We start from the raw sequence: 19,270 nt of genomic DNA on the forward strand, positions 1-19,270 counted from the left end.
GCCCACCCATGCCCCTGGCCCGCGAACCCTTGGATTGCCATACACACATCTTTGGCCCCTGGAACGAATACCCGCTTGCCGAGCGCCCCACCTATGTGCCCGACGAAGCCCCGTTCCATGCTCTACAAGCCTTGCATGCCGAATCCGGCATCACTCGCGGTGTCATCGTCCAGGCCACGCCTTATGGCGATGACCACTGCGCGTTGCTGGCAGCACTGTCCGCCAGCCACGGCGCGTATCGCGGCATTGCCGTCATCACGGAAAACACGTCCGAGGAAAACCTCGCCCACATGCACCAGCACGGCGTGCGCGGCATACGCCTGGGGATGATGAAACATCTGGCCGGCAAGCCGGATGTCTCGCGTATGGGCGAGCTGCTGGCGCGCATCAAGCCCTATGGCTGGCACGCGCTGGTGCATGCAGAGATGGCCGATGTGCTTGCCACCGTGCCCGCCCTGCTTCGGTATGACGTACCGCTCATCATCGACCACATGGCCCGCGCGCCCGTCGCACGCCCGCAGGAATGGCAGCCGCTGCTGGCACTGCTGCATCACCCCAACCTCTGGATCAAGGTCTCGGGGGCTGACCGCGTGACGGATGGCGCGAACGGTTTCCAGGCCGCGCTGCCGCTGATGTCGGCGCTGATCCAGGGCGCTCCCACCCGCGCCATCTGGGGCAGTGATTGGCCGCACGTCAATATCCGCTACCCCCAGCCGCGCTTGCCCGACCTGCTTGCCCTGCTGCGGCGCGCCTGCGGCGAAGACCCTGCCGTGCTGGATGCCGTGCTGCACGGCAACCCCCGCCGGCTCTACGGCTAAGTTCATCCATCCCTTCTTGTGGAGGCCCTATGTGGGAACCCTCTCAGCGCTACCCCGACCCCGCCATTCGAACGCTGGCGCCCCAATTTGAGAAGTACCACCTGCTGTCCGCCGCCGTGGAACGCTTGGCAACGGGCTGCCGCTGGGCCGAAGGCCCCGTATGGTCTGGAGATGGCCGCTATCTGCTGTGGAGCGATGTGCCCAACGACCGCATCCTGCGCTGGGATGAGATCAGCAATTCGGTCCACGTCTACCGCACGCCATCCAACCACGCCAACGGCAACACGCGCGACCGCCAAGGCCGGCTGATCACCTGCGAACACCGCAGCCGCCGCGTGACCCGCACCGAGCACGATGGACGCATCACCGTGCTGGCAGACAGTCACGCGGGCCGGCCGCTCAATTCACCGAACGATGTCGTGGTCAAGTCGGATGGCTCCATCTGGTTCACCGACCCGCCCTTCGGCATCGTCGGTCACTATCAAGGCGAACCTGCCCGCCAGGAACTGCCCGCAAACATCTACCGGATCGACGGTGTATCGGGAGAACTCACCGTTGCTGCCGAAGGCGTGAATGGTCCCAATGGGCTGGCGTTCTCGCCCGATGAAAAGCTGCTGTACGTCATCGAATCGCGCGCACGCCCGCGCAACATCCTGGTGTTTCAGGTTCAGGACGACGGCGTCACGCTGTCGCGGCCGGATGTGCTGTTGAACGCCGGTTCCGGAACGCCCGACGGCTTTCGCGTCGATGTCGACGGCAACCTCTGGTGCGGTTGGGGAATGGGCACCGAAGAACTCGACGGCGTGCGCATCTTCTCGCCCGACGGCGAAGCCATCGGACATATCGCCCTTCCCGAACGCTGTGCAAACCTGTGTTTCGGCGGCACGCACCGCAATCGCCTGTTCATGGCGTCATGCACATCCATTTACTCCTTATACGTCAACACCCAAGGAGCGCCCGGCGGTTGAATTGCCGGCTTCCAGGAGTCCCCACACCATGAAAAATAGAATCCTCAGCACCATTCTGGGCGGCGCCTTGGCGACCGCATTCACGTTTGCCAGCGTCAGCATCGCCGCGCAGCCTACGCGTCTGGTCGTCGCTTTTCCCCCGGGCGGTCCCGCCGATTCCTTGGCGCGCATTCTGGCCAAGGAGCTTGAAACCGAGCTCAACACGACCGTCATCGTTGAAAACAAGCCGGGCGCCAACGGCGCCATCGCCGCAAACTATGTGATGCGCAGCCCCGCAGACGGCAGCGTGCTGTTCCTGAGTTCGGCGGGCGCCATCGCGATCAACCCGTCTCTGTATACCAGCCTGTCTTACAAGCCGACCGCAGACCTCACGCCGATTGCGCTAGTGGTGCACACGCCCGAAGTGCTGGTGGTCTCTCCCAAGAATCCGATCAAGACCGCCTCGGACTATGTCTCCGCCGCGGCCAAACGCAGTGAACCCGCTACTCTTGCCTCGTCGGGCGTAGGCAGCATGCCTCACATGACCATTGAGCTATTCAAGAACCAGACGAAGGTCGACTTCCTGCATGTGGCCTACAAGGGCGCCGCGCCGGCGATCGCCGACACCATCGGCGGTCACGTAGAGGCATTTTTTGGCGATGTCTCGGGCTTGATGCCGTTCATCAATGACGGACAGCTTGTAGCGCTGGGCGTCGCGGCGCCCGCACGCTTGAAGTCCTTGCCCAACGTGCCCACGCTGGCGGAGCAGGGCATTCCGAACGTAGAGGCGAGCAACTGGTATGGCGTGTTCGCACCGAAGGGCGCGTCGCCGGAGGTCGTGGCCAAACTGAACGAAGCCGTACGCAACAGCCTGAAGGCCAACGCACTGATCGCCAATCTGGCCAGCCTGGGTGTGGAACCCAGCCCCTCGTCGCCCGAAGCATTCCGCGATCTGGTGCAAAAAGACACCGCAAAATGGGCGGCGGTCATCAAGGCGGGCAACGTCAAAGCCGAATAGGGCGATCCCAAAGCCCACATGCGGCGCGCCCCACTCGGGGCGTGCTTTGCATTCCTGTTATCCGCCGGCGTTCAAGGGTTGTCAGTGATTCCAGCATCCTTGATGATCTTGGTCCAGCGGCTCTCTTCCTGCTTCACGTATTCACCGAGCCCTGCGGGCGTTCCCACAGCGGCGACTAGGCCTTCCAGTTCCAATGCCTTTTGGAAGTCAGGCTCGTTCGACGCCTTCTTGATTGCCTTGTTTAACTGGTCGATAACCTCCTTGGGGGTGCCTTCCGGCACGAACACACCGTACCAGCTATCGACGAAATACCCCGGCTCGCCAGATTCAGCCACCGTGGGAACGCCCGGATAGGCCGGCGAGCGCTCCTTGGTCGTCACCGCCAATGCCCGCAATTGCCCACTCTTTACGTGGCCGCTGACGCTGGCCGACGTAGAGAAAATCATGTCGATCTGCCCGCCCATGAGGTCATTGATCCCGGGCCCCGCGCCCTTGTAGGGTACGTGCAGGATGTCGATCTTTCCCAGACTCTTGAACAGCTCCCCCGCCAAATGCGCAGACGTGCCGTTGCCGTACGAGCCGAACGTCAACTTGCCCGGATTGGCCCGTGCATACGTGAGAATATCCTGCACACTCTTGAACCGGGACTTGGGTGACACCACCAGCACATTGGGAGACTTTCCAATCATCGCCACTGGTGCAAACGCCTTATCCGTGTCATAGGGCAGCTTCTTGTGTATGGCAGGGTTGACCGCGTGCGCAAAGGTCGACATCAACAGGGTGTAACCGTCCGCCGGACTCTTTGCGACGTTCTCGGTGCCGATGATCGTGCTGCCACCCGGACGATTCTCAACCACCACTGACTGACCCAATTCATCAGTCAACCCTTTGGCCAACTGACGAGCAACAATATCGGTACCACCGCCAGGCGTAAACGGCACTACGATCCGCAATGGCCGATCCGGAAAGGCAGCCCATGCCTGCGGCGCCGACAACATGCCCGTCGCCAACAAAATGGCGCCGAACGCCTTGATACGTCGCGTCGCGACCCGGCTAGATTTCATGATTTGTCTCCTGATATTTCCTGCGCCTGTCTGAGTGCAGCGCATGAGAAAAGTGTAGAAGTGGCAAACTTGTTTGCCACCTCACGAATTCCACCTGTTGGAACTAGGCAGACGTATCCCGCAAGACGGCGATGCCGTCGGCCGCGCACACACCCAGCCCCAAAGGCCGGACAAACAGCGGATTGATCTCGGCTTCCAGTAATTGATCCTGCAAAGCCTCGGCCATACGCGAGAACGCCAGCACCGCCTCGACAAGCGCCGGGACGTCTGCAGGCTCCCGTCCGCGATATCCATCCAGCAAAGGCCACGTCTTCAGGCGCCGCAGGGCCGCTTCGACCTGATCCGCTCTCAACGCCGAGCCATCCGCCGGCAGCAGCAGCAAAGTCGTGTCGCGGACCAGTTCGGCAACCACGCCGCCCATGCCCAGCAAAATGGCGGTGCCCAACGGGTCCTTGTGCAACCCCACGATCACCTCCGCCGCGCCGGACACCATTTCCTGGACCAGATACGCCTTGGGCTCCCTACCCGTATGCCGCTGCACATCGGCCGCCATCTGCCGCATCCGTTGGCCGATGTCTTGCGGGGAAACATTGACGGCAACGCCGCCGACATCGCTTTTGTGCGTGATTTCGCCGGACAAGAGCTTCAGTACCACGCGCGGTCCCAGCTTCCGGGCGGCGTCAACGGCCTGCGCTTCGGTGCTCACCACGAACTCCCTGACGCCTTGAACACCAAAGCGGGCGAACAACGCCTTGGCCTGGGCTTCATCGAGCGAACCGTGCTCTTCGCAAGTAACTGGCTCCTGCGCTGCGGTTCGCGTATGGTCCGACTCCGAGTGCACCGCGCGCGCCTGCACTTGCCACATCGCCGACAAGGCCGCGCTGACGCTCTCCGGCGCGTGGAACGCGGGAATACCGTAGCGACTGAGCATCTCCGCCGCGTCTGGGGCATGCGGGCTGATATAGGCCAGCAGTGGCTTGACGCTAAGCGCGAGCGAGTCCCTGAGCGCATCCGCCATCAGTTCCGGCTGCGCCACCGCGGACGAGCCCACGATCACGACGAGTGCATCGTAATCATCGCTTTCGAGCACGATGCGGATTGCGCTGCGCAGCAGGTCCGGCTGCAAGCCCGCCAGCGTGACGTCGATCGGGTTCCGGTCCAAGGCCGCGTGGTCCCCCTTTTGCAGCGCTCGCAGCGCCTCGCCGGTGCGCGCATCCGGGGCCGGCAGCGCGAAGCCCGCGACGCCCAGGCAGTCCGCGACTAGCGTGCCCGCCCCGCCTGTCGACGTCAGGATCGCCACCCGGCGGCCGCCGAGCTTGCGTTCGTTAGCCAAGGCCGCCGGAATATCCAGCAGATCCGAAAAGGTTTGCGCGCGAATGATGCCGACCTCTTCGAACAACGCGTCATACATGCCGTCTGCGCCCGCCAACGCACCCGTGTGCGACGCTGCGGCTTGCGCCCCGGACTCCGACCGCCCGATCTTGAAGGCCACGATGGGCTTGCCAACGAGTGCGGCCTTACGCGCGGCCGCGCGGAATGTCCTGGGGTTGCGAATGGTCTCCACGTACAGCGCGATCACACGGGTCGCCGGATCGTCGGCCAGCGCGTCTACAAAGTCGGCCAGGTCCAAATCGACTTCGTTGCTCGTGGAGATCAGCTTGGAGAAGCCGATGCCCCGGGCCGCGGCGCGCGACAGCAACGCGCCCAGGATGCCGCCACTTTGCGACACCAGGCCAATTGCGCCGCTGTGGAGCTGGTCCATCGCCAGCGCCCCGCTAGCGGACAAAGTGATACGATCAGTCAGATTGACCAGCCCGATCGTGTTCGGCCCCAGGATCCGCATACTGCCTGCCGCTTCACGTAATTCGCGCTGACGGCGAGCGCCCTCCTCGCCCGTCTCGGAATAGCCGCTGGCAAGCACGATTGCCGCGCCCGTACCAATAGCAGCCAGATCGCGGATGGCCTGTTGCGTACGCTCGGCTCCGAGCAGCACGATCGCCACGTCGGGCGCCTCCGGCAAGGAATGCACGTCGGGATAGCAACGCAGGCCATCTATTTCGGAAGCCTTGGGATTCACAGGGTAGATCCGTCCCGGAAATCCATGCTTGCGCAAGTAACCCACCGGCCGGCCCGATGTCTTGATCGGATCGGCAGATGCCCCGACGACGGCCACGCTTTGGGGTTGTAGCAACTTCTCAAGGCCGCTCACTTTGCGTCTCCCTTGGCCTGGGCCATCTTGGCCAGAAACGCGGTCACGGAATCGCGATGCTCAGTGCTCGTGTAGCAAATTCCCTGAGCCTGACTGCCCATCGCGAACACCTGATCCGCCGTCAGTTCGGAGCTCTGATCCAGAATCGACTTGCTCAGGGCCAGCGCAGTAGCGGATCCTTGCGACAATTCCGCCGCCCACGCCTGCGCTGTCCTCAGTTCATCGCCGGCAGGGGCCAGGCGGTCGGCAATGCCCAGCGTGAGCGCTTCATCAGCCGCGACCTTGCGGCCGGAATAGATCAAGTCCTTGGCGCGCGCAAGACCCACCCGGCGAGGCAGGAAGTACATGCCGCCCCCGTCCGGAATCAGCCCCCGGGCGATGTAGCTCCAGGTAAAAGTCGCGTTTTCGGACGCAACAATGAAATCGCAGCTCAATGCGGTATCCGCACCCAGGCCGGCGGCCGCGCCATTCACCGCCGCAATCGTCGGCTTGGGCATGCGGAACAGCAGACTGACCGCATGGTGCACCCGCTGCTGGCGGGACCAACCATTGAAAGCCACCTCGCCCGCGGGCGCATCCATGCGGCGCTGCATGCCCGAGATATCCCCGCCTGCGCAGAACCCCTTCCCCGCGCCAGTCAACACCAGCGCTTTGATGGCGCGATCCTGGGAAACGGATTCCAGTGCATGGATCAGCTCAGCACGCATCGGGTCACTGATCGCGTTGCGCTTCTCCGGCCGGTTCAACGTCAGTGTTGCCACGCCCTGATCCGTTTGAAGTTTGATGAATTCGTAGTCCGCCATCTCTAAGCTCCGTGATATCGAAACGCCAGCGGTTCCCGTTGCGGAATTTTTCCTGGCTAGCTCTGATGACACAGTAAGCGGTACAGTTGCTGAAAACACTTCCTTATTTCCACAGGATGGAATTGCATGGCTGCGTCTGCTAAGCCCGAGCCCTCTACTCGAACTCGTGATCGTTTCGATGGCATCAGCCAGAATCGATCCCTCGAACGCGGCTTGGAAATACTGCGCGCGTTTCGACCTGGCACCGATTTATTGGGCAATGGCGAACTGGCGGAACGCACCGGACTGTCGGCGGCGACGGTCAGCCGACTGACGCAAACCCTGGTGACGAGCGGCTTTCTGGAACACGACCGGGCAGCACGCGCCTACCGGCTTGCCGTGCCAGTGCTGAGCCTGGGGCACGCCATGCGCGCCGCCTCGCCCGCTCTGAAGGCGGCCACCCCGCTGATGCAGGAGCTCTCCAACAAGCTCAAGGTCAATGTCGGCCTGGCCGCGCCGGATCGCGCCGAGATGATTTACCTGGAATCCATCAGGTACAACCGCAAACCGGCCCTACGCACGATCGTGGCAGGCCAGCGAGTGCCTATTGAACTGACATCGCTGGGACGCGCCTATCTGGCCACACTGGACGCCGCCGCTCGCGATGCGCTGATACGCGGCATCAAGCGGAGCTACCGCAGCACAACTTGGAAGCCGGTCGGCGCCGAAATCGACGCCGCGATCGCCCAAGTTCACGCCGATGGCTACTGCGTCGCGTCCTGGCAGCCTGGCGTAGTTGCGATGTCGACGCCTCTGAGACTGTCGAGCGGTCGGACGATGGCGCTGAATCTAAGTCTGACGACTGACGAACCATGCGCGCCGGTGGCGCGACGATATGTGGGAGAGCTGTTGGCGCTGAAGGATCGTATTGCTCATGGGCTGGCGCTTTCTGAACCCGATACTTTCCCTTAGCGTGTCCACATGGAAGCGTCTGAAGGATCTCGCGCGAGACAGACTGCAGCCGCGCGTTTCCTCCCAATATGCGTTCGAGCATCAAGCGCTTTGTCTCCTCCTTCATCGAATCATTTTGCTCACGCTTGAACGCGATCAAGCGGGTAACGCCCGCGTTCTCGATCAGCACATCCCCTAGAGGTGGGTCCATGGGGGATTGCTGCAGCAGATTTACGCACATGGGGCGCATCTCTCCGCCGGTCTGTTGCCCAACGATCAAGCCCAAACTCTAAAGAAAGTTTCCTATGACAATATTTTCGTACGGGTCCATAGAGTCTGCACATCCGTGGCGGTCTGATTGGAACAAACGACGGCACAACAGATTAACGGCAGCACTTTTGACAGACTCGCCGCACCACCTGTATGTCGGCGGGAGGCGGGCTCCCAAGAAATTACGGTGTCTCCCCTGCCAGCCTCCCCGTGCAGTTCCATAAGGCCAATTAAGGGAAAAAAGGGTAAAATGGGCAAAAAGCCTATTAAGGCTCAACCAACCCGCTGTAGGGAGAACGATCATGGCTGCTTCCGCATTGCTCGCTGAACCTATCACCCGCCTGCCGGCGAAGCCCGCCTCGGCAGTCAAGAAGGACGGCTGGCGGGGTGTCGTGCGCAGTCTTGCCGCCGCCGAAGGAAGGCTCGTCGTCACGAACCACGATGAGCCGGAGGCCGTGATCATGACGGTGGCCGAGTACACACGGATCATGGACGCGCTGAGCGCTGCTCAGGCCGCCGTGCCGGACCCGGTCGAAGACCTGCGCCGCAGCTTTGATCAACGACTTGCCGCGCTGTCCGCCCCCGACGCGGCCGAGCGCCTGCGAAGCGTTATGCGCAACCCCGGGCCGTTGGCTGGCCGGGTTAAGGCCGGATCCACATTTTGATGGAACGCCCGATTCTGTACGTGCTGGCGGGAGTGAATGGCGCCGGCAAAAGCTCAGTGGGCGGCCATATCCTGACTCAGGCCGGCATGGCCTGGTTCAACCCCGACACTTTCGCTCGTGAGCTTGTACAGCGCTTGGGCCGGTCTCAGGACCAGGCCAATGCCGAGGCCTGGGCGGAAGGGGTGCGGCGGCTGGACGCGGCAGTGGCGGCGGGCGGGTCGTTCGCCTTCGAAACCACCCTGGGCGGCCAGACCATCGTGGAAAAGCTCATCGCCGCGGCGTCGACACACGATGTGCTGGTCTGGTACTGCGGCCTGCGCGACGCCGAGCACCATATCGCGCGAGTGCGGGCCCGGGTGGCGCGCGGCGGCCACGACATCCCCGAAGAACGCATCCGCGAACGCTGCAAGACGTCCTGCCGCAATCTGCTGAAATTGATGCCGCACCTGGTCAGCTTGCGGGTCTACGACAACAGCGTGGACGTAGAGCCTGGCGAGGCCGTGCCTGAGCCGGCTCTGGTCCTCTACGTGGACGAGGGCCAGGTGCACTATCCCACTTCGCTTGCGCAGATGCGGGACACGCCTGATTGGGCGAAGCCGCTCGTTGAGGCCTCGTTGTCGGCCAGCGAGTAGTGCAGCCTGCGCTCGGTATAAAAGAGGCTGCGCCGGCGCGGCTCCTCGGAGCACGCTGCATCCCGGCGACGCGGCGGCCCGCGGCATCGGCGAAGGCGACATCGTGCGGCTGTTCAACGATCGCGGCGCCTGCCTGGCCAGCGCCACGCTCAGCGACCGCATCATGCCAGGCGTGGCGCAACTGCCCACCGGCGCCTGGTACGACCCGGTGCGGGACGCGCAGGGCGAAGTGACGATGTGCGGCCACGGCAATCCCAACATCCTGACACGTGACGTCGGCACCTCGTCGCTGGCGCAGGGTTGCAGCGGCCAGTTGACGGCGGTGCAGGTTGAGCGCCATGACGGACCATTGCCGCCGGTCCGGGCCTTCGATCCGCCCTAAACGGCAGCGTCCGCGCGCTGACCCCGCGCTCCGCTGCCCCGCTATCCCGGCAGCTTGCCGTGCTTGTGCTTGGCGCGTTCGGCCAGTCGCAGCGCCATGTCCTGCTGGCGCTGCATCAGGTCGGCGATCTGCTCGGCATAAAGATCGATGAGATCGCCGCCCACCGGCTCCGGATCAGCCCCGTCGTCGATCGCCACGACGGCCCCCGCCTGGTCCACGCCCCAGATCCGGCTGCCGTCGCCCACGATCTTCAGCACCGGCAGGATGCCGGGCAGACCGGCCTCGGCAAGCTGACGCTGTTGCGCCGAAATGCTGGCCCATTCGGGCAACTCCGGCGCATCGATGCCCAACAGCACCACGCCGCGCCAGAAGGTCCAGGCCGGGCCGACTTCGAACTCCTTGGCGCGCGGCCAGACTTCCTCGCGCGCCATCACGCACAGGCCGTTGGTGCGCTGGCAGAAGGCCGCGAACGCCGCCGGCAGCGGGAACCCGACAGCGGCCTCCAGGCTCGCGATCGCGGCCGCATCGGGCGCGGGCGCGGCCACCACCTCGAAATACGCGGAGTCCACGGGGTCCAGGATCTCCCATATGCGTTTGTGGAACTGTTCGGCGGTCATGGTCATGCAAGTTTCCTGAATCAAAAGACAAGTCCCGGCCCGCCGCCAGGACGGGAGGCCGGAATGGCACAACACTATAGCCGCGAAGGTGGCCGCATGGCCCCAGGTTTGGCGTGACATCGGCGGGCAGTGGCATCTCTCCGATGGCCGGCTGCCCGCGGCGATCAGTATCTGGGAAAACTCATTGCGGAATGCGCCGCCTCGGCATCGTCTCCATTGCACACGCTCCTCACGGGCGCCGCATTCCGCGATACCAGACTCCCGGACATAGCGCGGCGAGTGCATGCCGCGCCTGCGGACGGCACGATTGCACAAGAAGTCCTTGACGCTCCAAGTCTGGGCAAGCCTCAGTACCGATCATCCGAGGATCGCGCAGAGGACGCGGGAATTGCCACGCGCGCAGGCGCTGGGCAACGCACCTCATACGCCTGGCCACGCGAATCCTGATACCTGAAATCCGGGTCGCGACCGTCGCGGATCGCAACCCGGCCGTCGGTCGGTTCACCGTGATGTTCGCCTGTTTCGTCGCGCTGCATCGTGATGTCCTGCCGGGGACGCCGGGGAGCGATACCGGCGAATTCTTCCCCTGAGTCGATGTTGCGGGACGATGCTAATCTGCCCTGATTCATCCGGAGAGGACATGGCATGGATCGAATAGCCGACCGCTATCTGAGGTTTGCCAACATCGAAGCAGCTGGGCGATCGCCGTTGTACGAACAATGGGCATTCCATGTGGCGAAGTCGTTTTCCGCATTGACATTTCTCCGTGGTTTGCCTGCCGATAAGCAGCAGCCCAACCTGCTGTTCGCGGCGCTGCGGCATACGGCGGGCTTGCCTCGATCACCTGCGGAGTTCGATGCGGCGCTGGCGCGCCATGGCGCTGAAATTCGCGCCCTCATGCTGGCCCGCTCCACCCAAACCAACGAACCCGGGCGCTGCGCGGTACTGATGCCCGCCATCGCCACGATCCCGGGCAGGATTGCGTTGATCGAGGTGGGCGCCTCGGCGGGACTATGCCTGCTGATGGAAAGGTATGGCTACGACTGGGGCGTGCAGCGCCTGACACCGGACGTGGGCGTTTCGGACTACCCCGTCCTGTCCTGCGCGGTCACCGGCACGCCACCGCTGCCCCTCAGGTATCCACAGATCGTGTGGCGGGCGGGGCTGGACTTAAGCCCGATCGATGTCCGCCTCGACGCGGATTTGAAGTGGCTCGAAACCCTTGTCTGGCCCGAGGACGAGCATCGGCTCGCGCGGCTTCGGTCAGCGCTGCGCATCTGTCGGCGCGAACCGCCCCGGATCATCAGAGGCGATCTGCTGCGCGACCTTGCCTCTGTGGTCGCGCAAGCGCCAGCTGATGCCACCGTCGTGGTGTATCACTCAGCCGTCCTCAACTATGTGACCGATCAGGCGCAGCGCAATGAATTCGCGCGGGAAATGCTGGCGTCACGCTGCATTTGGATCAGCAACGAAAGCCCGCTGGTCTTCCCTCAATTCCTGCCCGACACAGCGCAACAGCCCCCGGGCATGTTCTTGTTATGCGTTGCCGGAAATCCCCTCGCCTGGACCGATCCGCATGGCGCCACATTGCAATGGCTGTGATCGACGGTTTGGCAGATTCGACGACAGTCGATCAACCTACGGCCCTTCGGAGACCTGCATCCCCCAGGAGAGGTATGCGTGCGGGCGGGCGTACATGCCGGCTTCACAAAGGGCAGGACCGGATGAGTCAACGCTTCCGTCAGCTGTAGCACGCAGGACTACCACTCGTGTGCGGGGCGGACCGGCGCGAGGGACACGTGGAGATGTTCAGCCGCCTTGGCGGGACTGGGCGAGTGCGGCCGGGCCCCTCGCGGAAATGCGCGAGCGCAAGGCCAGCAACACCAGTGCCGCGGCCGCGACCGCGCTCAACGCCACGAAGGCCGGCGCGTAGCCATGGCGCTGCGCCACCCATCCCGCCAGCGCCGGACTGAGCGCGGCCCCGACCCCCTGGACGGCCATGACGGCGCCCAGCCCCAGGTTCACATGGCCAGTGCCGCGCAAGACCGAGGCCACCAGCCCCGGCAGCGCGACGCCCAGGAGTCCGGCGGCGACGCCATCCATGACCTGCGCCGGGATCAGGGCGCACGATGGCGGCAATGCCGCCGCCAGCAGTCCGCGCGCGGGCAGCACCCAGCAGGCGAACGCGACCAGTCGCCAGTAGCCGAAGTGCCGGGCAAATCGCCCGGCCAGCAGCGCCGCGGGAATCATCACAAGTTGGGCAATGATGATCGTCAGCGCCGTGTAGGCGCTGGGGTCGCCCTGGCCGCGGGCAATGGCGGCCTGGCCGAGCAGCGGCAACATCGCCGCGTTGCCGAGATGGAACAGCATCATGACGAGCGCCACCAGGCGCAGATCGCGTGAACCCGCCAGTAGCTGCCAGATCGAAAGCACCGGCGCCGCCGCGCCGTCGGACTCCAGGCCCCGCGCAACGCCATGGTCGATGTCGCGCGGCCGGATGCGGCGCAGGCAAATGAACGCCCCGCAAGGCATCACCGTCATGAGGACAAACACCGCCGACAGGCCCCACCGGTAGCCCGCCAGGCCGGCCAAGGCGGCGGCCGCGACGTTGCCGGCGTGGTTCCAGGCTTCGTTGACCCCCAACTGCCGCGACAGCCCGCGTGGACCGACCAGTCCCAGCGTCAGTCCCATGATGGCCGGCGCGAACAGCGCCCCGATGATGGCGCCGAGAATCTGCGTGATGGCGGCGACGCCAGCGACGGGCGCGGCCCACAGCGCCAGGTTGCAGACAATCAGCGCCAGGGAGGCGCCCGCCAGCAACCCGCGCTTGCGGCGCGAGGCGTCCACCCAGGCCCCCATCGGCGCGGTGGCCAGCATGCCCGCCAGTCCGGCCGCGGTCATCAGGTAACCGATGTCGTCGGCGCGCCAGCCATGTCCCACCAGGAACACACCCAGGAACGGCCCAAGGCCGTCGCGCACATCCGCCAGGAAGAAATTGACGCCTGCGAGCCAGCGGCGCGAGTCGCCGTGCGCGTTCAGTGCCACCATCGTGGGCTCCTAAGGCAACGGCCCCTTGAAGACGAAGAAGGCGCCCAGCCCGATACAGCCGAACCCCACCAGGTGATTGAGCGTCAGTTTTTCGCCCAGGTAGAACACCGAGAACACGGCGAACACGGTCAGGGTGATGACCTCCTGCATCGTCTTGAGTTCGGCGGCACTGTAGACGGTATGGCCGATGCGGTTCGCCGGCACCGCGAAGCAGTACTCGGCCAGGGCGATGAACCAGCTGACCAGCACGACCACGTGCAACGGACGTTCGCCGAACCTGAGATGGCCATACCAGGCAAAGGTCATGAAGACGTTGGACACCAGCAGCAGGAGGACGGGCAAAAACTTTGGAGACAACATGGAAAAATCCGGGAAAGACAAGGCATGCCGCCGTGGACGACCTGATCCGCGGCGGCATGCAGGCGATCAGGGCGCGCGGTCGTACAGGGGTTGCAGCGTGGCAAGGCTGGTTCCCAGGCTGGTGGCCTCCAGCGAGATGCCCAGGGCGTTGCGCGTTCCCAGACCGTCGGCCGCGAATGGCGCGCCGGGCAGTACCGACAGGCGCAGGCTTTCGGGCGGAAAGCGCACGATGCTGCCGTCGGTCAGGAGAACGCCGTTGGCTTCGCCGCGCGGACCAGTCAGCACCGCGTCGACCCGTCCCTCGACCCGTTGCGGACGCAGCGCCTGGGCGCGCAGGTGCGGCGGCGGCGGCAGTCCCGCTCCCGGCGAGGGGGGCTGGTCGTACAGGGTCTGTCCGCTGCGGGTGTTGACGATGGCGTCCGCCCTGACCGCATCGCGCGCCTGCTGCCGGCCGATGATGCGCACCGCGTCGCCAGGCTTGACGGCGGCGCTCAGCGCCTGCGACAGGTGCGGAGGGAACTGCACCAGCGTGCCGTCCGTCAGGCGCAGGCCATCGATCTCCCCGTAGGGGTTGAGCAGCAGCCGCTGGACCTGGCCTTGCGCCACCGTGGGCGCGGTCATGCCAGCCGTGGGCGGCGGCGGAAACGGCGGCGGCGCCGCGACGGCGGCGACCGTGGCGAAGCCCGCCGCGAGGGCAAACGGGAATAGCGTGCGTCGGAACATGGCGGACTCCTTGAGCCGGCAGTGGATACGTCTGCATTGGATGCAAACCGCATGCCAGCGAGGAGTCCCAGTCAAATCAACGACTTGCGCGACGGCACCTGGATCAGATGTCCGATTCTGTGACACGACCGAGTCACAGGACCGGACAGGTTCATTCCACGCCGTGCTCGGCCAATTTGCGATACAGCTGCTGGCGCGACAGCCCCAGGCGCCGCGCGGCCTCGGCGCGATTGCCGGCAGCGGCCGCCAAAGCGCGCCGGATCATGGCGCCTTCCAACGCCGCCACTGCCTGGGCCAGGGAGCCATCCAGGGGGATGGCGAACCCATCTTGGGCGATCCCCAGCGGCTGCAGGCCGATGTGTTCCGGTTCGATGCTGGCGCCACGACTGAGAATCGCCGCCCGTTCCATGGCATTGCGCAGTTCGCGCACGTTGCCGGGCCAGTTGTGCGCCAGCAGCCGTTGCGCGGCCGCGGCGGAAAGACGCTTCGGCGTGCCGCCGCCGCGTCGCAGGAAGTGCTCGGCCAGCAGCAGCACGTCGCCCAAACGCTCGCGCAGCGGCGGCAAGGCGATGGACACCACCTGCAACCGGTACCACAGGTCTTCGCGGAACCTGCCGGCCGCGACCGCGGCCGGCAGATCCCGATGCGTCGCCGCGACGATGCGCACATCCACCGGCACCGTGCGGGCCCCGCCGACCGGCGTGATTTCGCGCTCCTGCAGCGCGCGCAAAATCTTGGCCTGGGTCGCAAGCGGCATGTCGCCGATTTCGTCCAGGAACAGCGTGCCGCCTTCGGCCTCGCGGAAACGGCCGGCGCGATCGCCGGTGGCGCCGGTGTAGGCGCCCTTGACGTGGCCGAACAGTTCGCTTTCCATCAAGTCGGCGGGAATGGCGGCGCAGTTCACGGCGACGAACGGCCGCGCGGCGCGCGCGCCGTTCCGATGCAGGGCGCGGGCCACCAGTTCCTTGCCCGTGCCGGTTTCGCCCTGGATCAGGACAGTGGCATCGCCGCGCGCGGCCATGCCGATCCGCTTGAAAACCTCGCGCATGGCCTCGCTGCCGCTGACCAACTCGAATTCGTCGGCCGGCGCCGTGTCGGCGTCGGCGCCGTCATCACCGGCGACCCTGGCACTGTCCAGGGCGCGTTCGAGCGTTTGCACCAGCGCCGCGCGCGCCACCGGTTTGGTCAGGTGGTCGAAGGCGCCCAGGCGCATCGCCTCGATGGTGTTGCCGCCGCTCGCGTAGGCCGTCAACATGATGCAGGGAACCGGCGCGATGCCGGCCGCCTTGCGCAGGAACACCAGGCCGTCCTCGCCCGGCATGCGCAGGTCGACGATCGCCACGTCCACCGCCTCGGTACGCAGGCGATTCAAGCCGGCGACGGTGGACGAGGCCTGCAACGCGGTGTGGCCCAGGTCGTGCAGCGTTTCGGAAAGGCTCTCGCGGAAAGCCGCGTCGTCATCGACGATCAGGATACGGGCCATGGCAATTCCATTTCGATGCGAGCGCCGCGCGCCGTTTGCGCCAGGCGGGCCTGGCCGCCATGCGCCTGAACGATTTCACGGACCAGGGCAAGGCCGAGGCCGGAACCGCCGGCGCGCGCCGTGGCGAAGGGCTCGAACAACGTATCGCGCAATTCTTGCGGCACCCCGGCGCCATCGTCGGCCACCCACAGCATCAAGGCGCCCGTCGGCGCCCGCCCCGCGCCCAGTTCGATGACGCCGCCCGCGCCCGTGTGCGCCAGCGCATTCAACAATAGATTGTCGTATACCCGCGCCATCTGCGACGGATCGAACCAGGCGCGCGCGTCCTCATCGCCCGTCAATGACACGTCCAGGCGTACCCCTGCCTTTTGCGCAGCGGCCATGTGAACGCGCCTGCGCTCTTCCAGGAAATCGACCAGCGCGACAGGCTGCCGCTCGACCCGGAACGGCTGCGTCAGCGCCAACAGGCTTGCAACCAATGACTCCAGGCGCTCGCTCTGCGCCAGCACCGCCTCCAGCGCGCTGGCCACACGCGCCTCGCGCACCGCCGCGGGCGCCGCCATCGCATTTTCCACCTTCATGCGCATGGTGCCGAGCGGGTTGCGGATCTCGTGCGCCAGCCCCGCGGACATCCGGCCCAGGGTGGCGAGACGCTCGGCCTGTTGCAGCTGGCGCTGCATATCGTCGGTCTGCCGCCGCCAGCGGGCGAACGTGCGGCCGAGCCACAGGCCGGATGCCACCACCACCCCCAGCAGCAGGCTCACCGCGAGAATGAGCGAGTTGATGACGTCGCCGCCGATCAACGGCACGCGCGCCATGGTCCAGGCCGCGAGCGGGGAGCCCTTGACGTCGGCGGGACACGCGGCAAAGACCACGGCTTCCCGCAGGCCTGGCCGCAAGTCGGTGACCAGGCCGCCGCCATCGAGGGCGCGCTGGGCGGTCGCGCCGATGCGTTCCAGCTCCGCGCTGGGCGGATCACGCTTGATGCCGGTGCCGTCGTAGGTCGGGAAGGCGTAGGCCACCACGCCCGGCCCAGGCTGCCAGAAGCCGCCTTCCATGCCGGGCCGGTCCCGCAGCGCCAGATCGAGAATGGCCTGGGCGCCGGGAAGATCGGCCGGGTTCGCGGGCGCTGCCGCGGGCAGGCGCGCCGCCCCGGCGCGCAACGCCTCGCAACTGATCGCCACCAGCTCGCGCGCCCGCGCAATCTGGGCGTTCGCGCCCTGGCGGCTGAGCGCCACCAGCAAAGCGGCCAACGCCAGCGCGACGATGGCGATCCAGAACCAGAGAATCGCCAAGTCTCGACGAATCGACTTCTGTGGTGACAGGATCGCGCTCCCAGGCATGGACACCGGCAAGAATACCCGATCCGGCCACGCCGCATCGGGGCCGGCGCCACACGGTCCGCCCGCGCCCTGCGCGCCGTGTGCCGACGCGCGCGCGACTGCTTATACTGCCGCATCGGCCGTGTGTTGCCGCAGGCGGCACTGCCTCACCTCCACGGAGCGCGAAATATGTTCGACCACATAGGCCTGGGCGTCAGTGATATCGATCAAAGCCGCGAGTTCCTGCGGCGGGCGCTGCTTCCGCTGGGCATTGAACTCGCCATGAAGGGGCCGAACAGCGTCGGGCTGGGCAAGGCGGGCAAGCCGTCGCTATGGCTTTACGCCACTGCCGCGGTATCACCGCCTTTGCATATCGCCTTCGCCGCCGACACCCGCGCGGCCGTGGATGCCTTCCACCAGGCGGCGATCGCCGCGGGCGGCAAGGATAATGGCCCCCCGGGGCTGCGTCCGCACTACCATCCCCACTACTACGCCGCCTTTGTCATCGGGCCTGACGGCCACAACCTGGAAGCCGTTTGCCATCTGCCCCCGGGTTGAAAGGGAATGCGCGGGGCTCCCGCCGCGCCCGCATGGCGACTTTGGGGCCGGTCGCTACCCCATTTTTTCGCACGCCTGCGCGCAGCGCTTGCAGGCTTGCTCACACTCCGACATGCCATCCAGGCCGGCGCAGCTTTGCGCGCATGCACGGCAGATCTCGGCGCACACGGCGCAGACCTTGCCATGCTGCGCAATGCCGATGAGCATCGTGTGGGCGGCCGTCCGGCAGATCTCGGCGCATGCGAGCATCAGGCGAAAATGCCCTGGCTCGACGTGCTCGCCGCCGGCCTCCAGGCAATGCTGCGACGCGGTCTGCAGGCAGGTCCGATAGCAGTCGAGGCAAAGGCGCGTACACGCCTCGATATCCTTGTCATGTCCAGGCATGGTGTCCTCCTTGTGTTTGATCGGGACGAACCTGTCCAGCAAACGCCATGCCGGGGGGCGAGGGCCTGCCTCGCGCGTATTTAGCCGTCAGGATCAGGCCACCGCGCCATCGCCGGCACCCTCTGCCTGCGTCAGGAAATCGATCACCGCGCGCACGGCGGGTAGCTGGCCACGTTTGTGCGGCGTCAAGATCGTTGTCGTCACGCGGCCGGCGGTCCAGGCCGGCAAGACCCGCATTAATGTTCCCTCGCTCACGGCCTGCGCCGAGATCGTCCGCGGCAGGCAGACGATGCCGAGTCCCGCCTGCGCGGCCTGCATCAATGCCGTGGATTCGTCGGCATGCAAGCGCGGGCGCGGCGCGACCTCCACGATGTGGCCGCTCGCGTCGCCCAATCGCCAGGACTTCGTCGCCATGCCGGCCATCAGTCCGTCGTGATCGCCCAAGGCCTGCGGCGCTTGCGGCGCGCCGCGCTCGGCGACGTAGGACGGCGCGGCCACCAGCGTGATCGGCTCCTCGGCCATGCGCCGCTGCACCAGGTCCGAGTCCGGCAGCGCCGCGAAATGGCTGCGGATGGCGATGTCGAAGCCCTCTTGCACCAGATCGACGAAGCGGTCGGTGACGTGCAACTGGATGCGCAGCTTCGGATACCGCCGCGCCAGCACGGGCAGGCGATCCGCGAGCTGAAACTGCGCAACGGGAACCGATGCCGTGATCCGCACGGTGCCGCTTGGCTCCGCCAGCCGCCGATGCACCACCGTTTCGGCGGCCTGCGCCTCGATCATCACCGCGCGGGCGTGGTCGTACACGTCGCGTCCGACGTCGGTCAGCGTGAAGCTGCGCGACGTGCGGTGCAGCAGCTGCACGCCAAGCGCTGTTTCCAGCGTCGCAACCCGTTTGCTGACCGTGGACTTTGGACAGCCGAGCCGCCGGGCGGCCGCGGCGAAACCGCCGCTGTCGACCGCCTGGGCGAAAAAATGCAGATCGTTCAGGTTCAACATCATGGTCTCTATTTGTGGACTTTGAGTCGCAATTTATC

At 65.6% G+C, this 19,270-nt stretch carries 19 protein-coding genes and 1 pseudogene; 9 read left to right on the forward strand and 11 right to left on the reverse strand.

The window, feature by feature from the left end; translation table 11 throughout:
- The first annotated feature begins 8 nt into the window (after window positions 1–8).
- Genes DK459_RS21860 through DK459_RS21870 form a run of 3 tightly spaced genes read left to right on the forward strand, consistent with a single transcriptional unit; the run spans window position 9 to window position 2,783 of the window.
- Entirely contained in the window at window positions 9–818 is an 810-nt protein-coding gene (locus tag DK459_RS21860) for an amidohydrolase (protein ID WP_110135063.1), read from the forward strand.
- A gap of 29 nt (window positions 819–847) precedes the next feature.
- The gene (locus tag DK459_RS21865; protein WP_026382812.1) at window positions 848–1,786 is read left to right on the forward strand and encodes an SMP-30/gluconolactonase/LRE family protein; all 939 of its coding nucleotides are present in this window, start codon (window positions 848–850) and stop codon (window positions 1,784–1,786) included.
- A 28-nt stretch (window positions 1,787–1,814) separates the two neighbouring features.
- Complete coding sequence (locus DK459_RS21870) at window positions 1,815–2,783, forward strand: tripartite tricarboxylate transporter substrate binding protein (RefSeq protein WP_020928634.1); 969 nt, start codon at window positions 1,815–1,817, stop codon at window positions 2,781–2,783.
- A 71-nt stretch (window positions 2,784–2,854) separates the two neighbouring features.
- Here DK459_RS21870 and DK459_RS21875 read toward each other — a convergent pair whose 3' ends face one another.
- The 3 genes from DK459_RS21875 to DK459_RS21885 all read right to left on the reverse strand — a co-directional run bounded on the left by DK459_RS21875 (window position 2,855) and on the right by DK459_RS21885 (window position 6,859).
- Window positions 2,855–3,847, reverse strand: coding sequence for a tripartite tricarboxylate transporter substrate binding protein (locus DK459_RS21875; RefSeq protein WP_020928635.1), 993 nt, complete (start codon window positions 3,845–3,847; stop codon window positions 2,855–2,857).
- Between the two features lie 103 nt (window positions 3,848–3,950).
- Complete coding sequence (locus DK459_RS21880; RefSeq protein ID WP_026382813.1) at window positions 3,951–6,056, reverse strand: acetate--CoA ligase family protein; 2,106 nt, start codon at window positions 6,054–6,056, stop codon at window positions 3,951–3,953.
- The gene (locus tag DK459_RS21885) at window positions 6,053–6,859 is read right to left on the reverse strand and encodes an enoyl-CoA hydratase/isomerase family protein (protein WP_020928637.1); all 807 of its coding nucleotides are present in this window, start codon (window positions 6,857–6,859) and stop codon (window positions 6,053–6,055) included. Before DK459_RS21885 ends, DK459_RS21880 begins: the two co-directional genes overlap by 4 nt.
- 126 nt (window positions 6,860–6,985) lie before the next feature.
- Here DK459_RS21885 and DK459_RS21890 point away from each other — a divergent pair, with 126 nt between their 5' ends.
- From DK459_RS21890 to DK459_RS21905, 4 genes and pseudogenes are all read left to right on the forward strand, one after another.
- Entirely contained in the window at window positions 6,986–7,810 is an 825-nt protein-coding gene (locus tag DK459_RS21890) for an IclR family transcriptional regulator (RefSeq protein ID WP_058664870.1), read from the forward strand.
- A gap of 551 nt (window positions 7,811–8,361) precedes the next feature.
- The gene (locus tag DK459_RS21895) at window positions 8,362–8,724 is read left to right on the forward strand and encodes a hypothetical protein (RefSeq protein ID WP_006384941.1); all 363 of its coding nucleotides are present in this window, start codon (window positions 8,362–8,364) and stop codon (window positions 8,722–8,724) included.
- Window positions 8,724–9,356 carry an AAA family ATPase gene (locus tag DK459_RS21900; protein WP_058664871.1) on the forward strand — a complete coding sequence of 211 codons (633 nt, stop codon included), beginning with the start codon at window positions 8,724–8,726 and terminating at the stop codon, window positions 9,354–9,356. Before DK459_RS21895 ends, DK459_RS21900 begins: the two co-directional genes overlap by 1 nt.
- 52 nt (window positions 9,357–9,408) lie before the next feature.
- Window positions 9,409–9,738 (forward strand): annotated as a pseudogene (locus tag DK459_RS21905) (molybdopterin dinucleotide binding domain-containing protein); the annotation flags it as partial.
- A 41-nt stretch (window positions 9,739–9,779) separates the two neighbouring features.
- Here DK459_RS21905 and DK459_RS21910 read toward each other — a convergent pair.
- Window positions 9,780–10,361, reverse strand: a complete 582-nt coding sequence (locus DK459_RS21910) for an SMI1/KNR4 family protein (protein WP_233256845.1) — start codon at window positions 10,359–10,361, stop codon at window positions 9,780–9,782.
- A 639-nt stretch (window positions 10,362–11,000) separates the two neighbouring features.
- On the opposite strand from DK459_RS21910, the gene DK459_RS21915 reads away from it, so the two are divergent.
- Complete coding sequence (locus tag DK459_RS21915) at window positions 11,001–11,957, forward strand: DUF2332 domain-containing protein (protein ID WP_110135065.1); 957 nt, start codon at window positions 11,001–11,003, stop codon at window positions 11,955–11,957.
- 207 nt (window positions 11,958–12,164) lie between these two features.
- Here the strand turns inward: DK459_RS21915 and DK459_RS21920 are convergent, their stop codons facing one another.
- From DK459_RS21920 to DK459_RS21940, 5 genes are all read right to left on the reverse strand, one after another.
- Entirely contained in the window at window positions 12,165–13,403 is a 1,239-nt protein-coding gene (locus tag DK459_RS21920) for an MFS transporter (protein WP_070541393.1), read from the reverse strand.
- A gap of 9 nt (window positions 13,404–13,412) precedes the next feature.
- The gene (locus DK459_RS21925; protein WP_026382819.1) at window positions 13,413–13,760 is read right to left on the reverse strand and encodes a DMT family protein; all 348 of its coding nucleotides are present in this window, start codon (window positions 13,758–13,760) and stop codon (window positions 13,413–13,415) included.
- Between the two features lie 69 nt (window positions 13,761–13,829).
- On the reverse strand, window positions 13,830–14,486 hold the full coding sequence (locus DK459_RS21930) for a hypothetical protein (RefSeq protein ID WP_070541395.1): 657 nt from the start codon (window positions 14,484–14,486) through the stop codon (window positions 13,830–13,832).
- A 151-nt stretch (window positions 14,487–14,637) separates the two neighbouring features.
- A complete protein-coding gene (locus DK459_RS21935; RefSeq protein WP_110135066.1) occupies window positions 14,638–15,969 on the reverse strand; it encodes a sigma-54 dependent transcriptional regulator in 1,332 nt (443 codons plus the stop codon).
- Entirely contained in the window at window positions 15,954–17,264 is a 1,311-nt protein-coding gene (locus DK459_RS21940) for a PAS domain-containing sensor histidine kinase (protein WP_233256846.1), read from the reverse strand. The genes DK459_RS21935 and DK459_RS21940 overlap by 16 nt, the downstream gene beginning before the upstream one ends.
- 216 nt (window positions 17,265–17,480) lie before the next feature.
- Between DK459_RS21940 and DK459_RS21945 the strand changes: the two genes are divergently transcribed.
- Window positions 17,481–17,849 carry a VOC family protein gene (locus tag DK459_RS21945; protein ID WP_020928659.1) on the forward strand — a complete coding sequence of 123 codons (369 nt, stop codon included), beginning with the start codon at window positions 17,481–17,483 and terminating at the stop codon, window positions 17,847–17,849.
- 54 nt (window positions 17,850–17,903) lie between these two features.
- Here DK459_RS21945 and DK459_RS21950 read toward each other — a convergent pair whose 3' ends face one another.
- Both DK459_RS21950 and DK459_RS21955 read right to left on the reverse strand, forming a co-directional pair.
- Entirely contained in the window at window positions 17,904–18,233 is a 330-nt protein-coding gene (locus DK459_RS21950) for a four-helix bundle copper-binding protein (RefSeq protein WP_070541407.1), read from the reverse strand.
- A gap of 93 nt (window positions 18,234–18,326) precedes the next feature.
- Window positions 18,327–19,235, reverse strand: coding sequence for a LysR substrate-binding domain-containing protein (locus DK459_RS21955; protein ID WP_024069678.1), 909 nt, complete (start codon window positions 19,233–19,235; stop codon window positions 18,327–18,329).
- Window positions 19,236–19,270: the final 35 nt, after the last annotated feature.

The organism is Achromobacter sp. RW408, from assembly GCF_003184165.1.
Classification (GTDB): domain Bacteria; phylum Pseudomonadota; class Gammaproteobacteria; order Burkholderiales; family Burkholderiaceae_B; genus Achromobacter; species Achromobacter xylosoxidans.

Excerpts from the sequence above, each read along its gene's own strand:
- DK459_RS21860 (WP_110135063.1), top strand. The coding sequence starts at position 9 with ATGCCCCTGGCCCGCGAACCCTTGGATTGCCATACACACATCTTTGGC.
- DK459_RS21865 (WP_026382812.1), top strand. The coding sequence starts at position 848 with ATGTGGGAACCCTCTCAGCGCTACCCCGACCCCGCCATTCGAACGCTG.
- DK459_RS21870 (WP_020928634.1), top strand. The coding sequence starts at position 1,815 with ATGAAAAATAGAATCCTCAGCACCATTCTGGGCGGCGCCTTGGCGACC.
- DK459_RS21875 (WP_020928635.1), bottom strand. The coding sequence starts at position 3,847 with ATGAAATCTAGCCGGGTCGCGACGCGACGTATCAAGGCGTTCGGCGCC.
- DK459_RS21885 (WP_020928637.1), bottom strand. The coding sequence starts at position 6,859 with ATGGCGGACTACGAATTCATCAAACTTCAAACGGATCAGGGCGTGGCA.
- DK459_RS21890 (WP_058664870.1), top strand. The coding sequence starts at position 6,986 with ATGGCTGCGTCTGCTAAGCCCGAGCCCTCTACTCGAACTCGTGATCGT.
- DK459_RS21895 (WP_006384941.1), top strand. The coding sequence starts at position 8,362 with ATGGCTGCTTCCGCATTGCTCGCTGAACCTATCACCCGCCTGCCGGCG.
- DK459_RS21900 (WP_058664871.1), top strand. The coding sequence starts at position 8,724 with ATGGAACGCCCGATTCTGTACGTGCTGGCGGGAGTGAATGGCGCCGGC.
- DK459_RS21910 (WP_233256845.1), bottom strand. The coding sequence starts at position 10,361 with ATGACCATGACCGCCGAACAGTTCCACAAACGCATATGGGAGATCCTG.
- DK459_RS21915 (WP_110135065.1), top strand. The coding sequence starts at position 11,001 with ATGGATCGAATAGCCGACCGCTATCTGAGGTTTGCCAACATCGAAGCA.
- DK459_RS21920 (WP_070541393.1), bottom strand. The coding sequence starts at position 13,403 with ATGGTGGCACTGAACGCGCACGGCGACTCGCGCCGCTGGCTCGCAGGC.
- DK459_RS21930 (WP_070541395.1), bottom strand. The coding sequence starts at position 14,486 with ATGTTCCGACGCACGCTATTCCCGTTTGCCCTCGCGGCGGGCTTCGCC.
- DK459_RS21935 (WP_110135066.1), bottom strand. The coding sequence starts at position 15,969 with ATGGCCCGTATCCTGATCGTCGATGACGACGCGGCTTTCCGCGAGAGC.
- DK459_RS21945 (WP_020928659.1), top strand. The coding sequence starts at position 17,481 with ATGTTCGACCACATAGGCCTGGGCGTCAGTGATATCGATCAAAGCCGC.
- DK459_RS21950 (WP_070541407.1), bottom strand. The coding sequence starts at position 18,233 with ATGCCTGGACATGACAAGGATATCGAGGCGTGTACGCGCCTTTGCCTC.
- DK459_RS21955 (WP_024069678.1), bottom strand. The coding sequence starts at position 19,235 with ATGATGTTGAACCTGAACGATCTGCATTTTTTCGCCCAGGCGGTCGAC.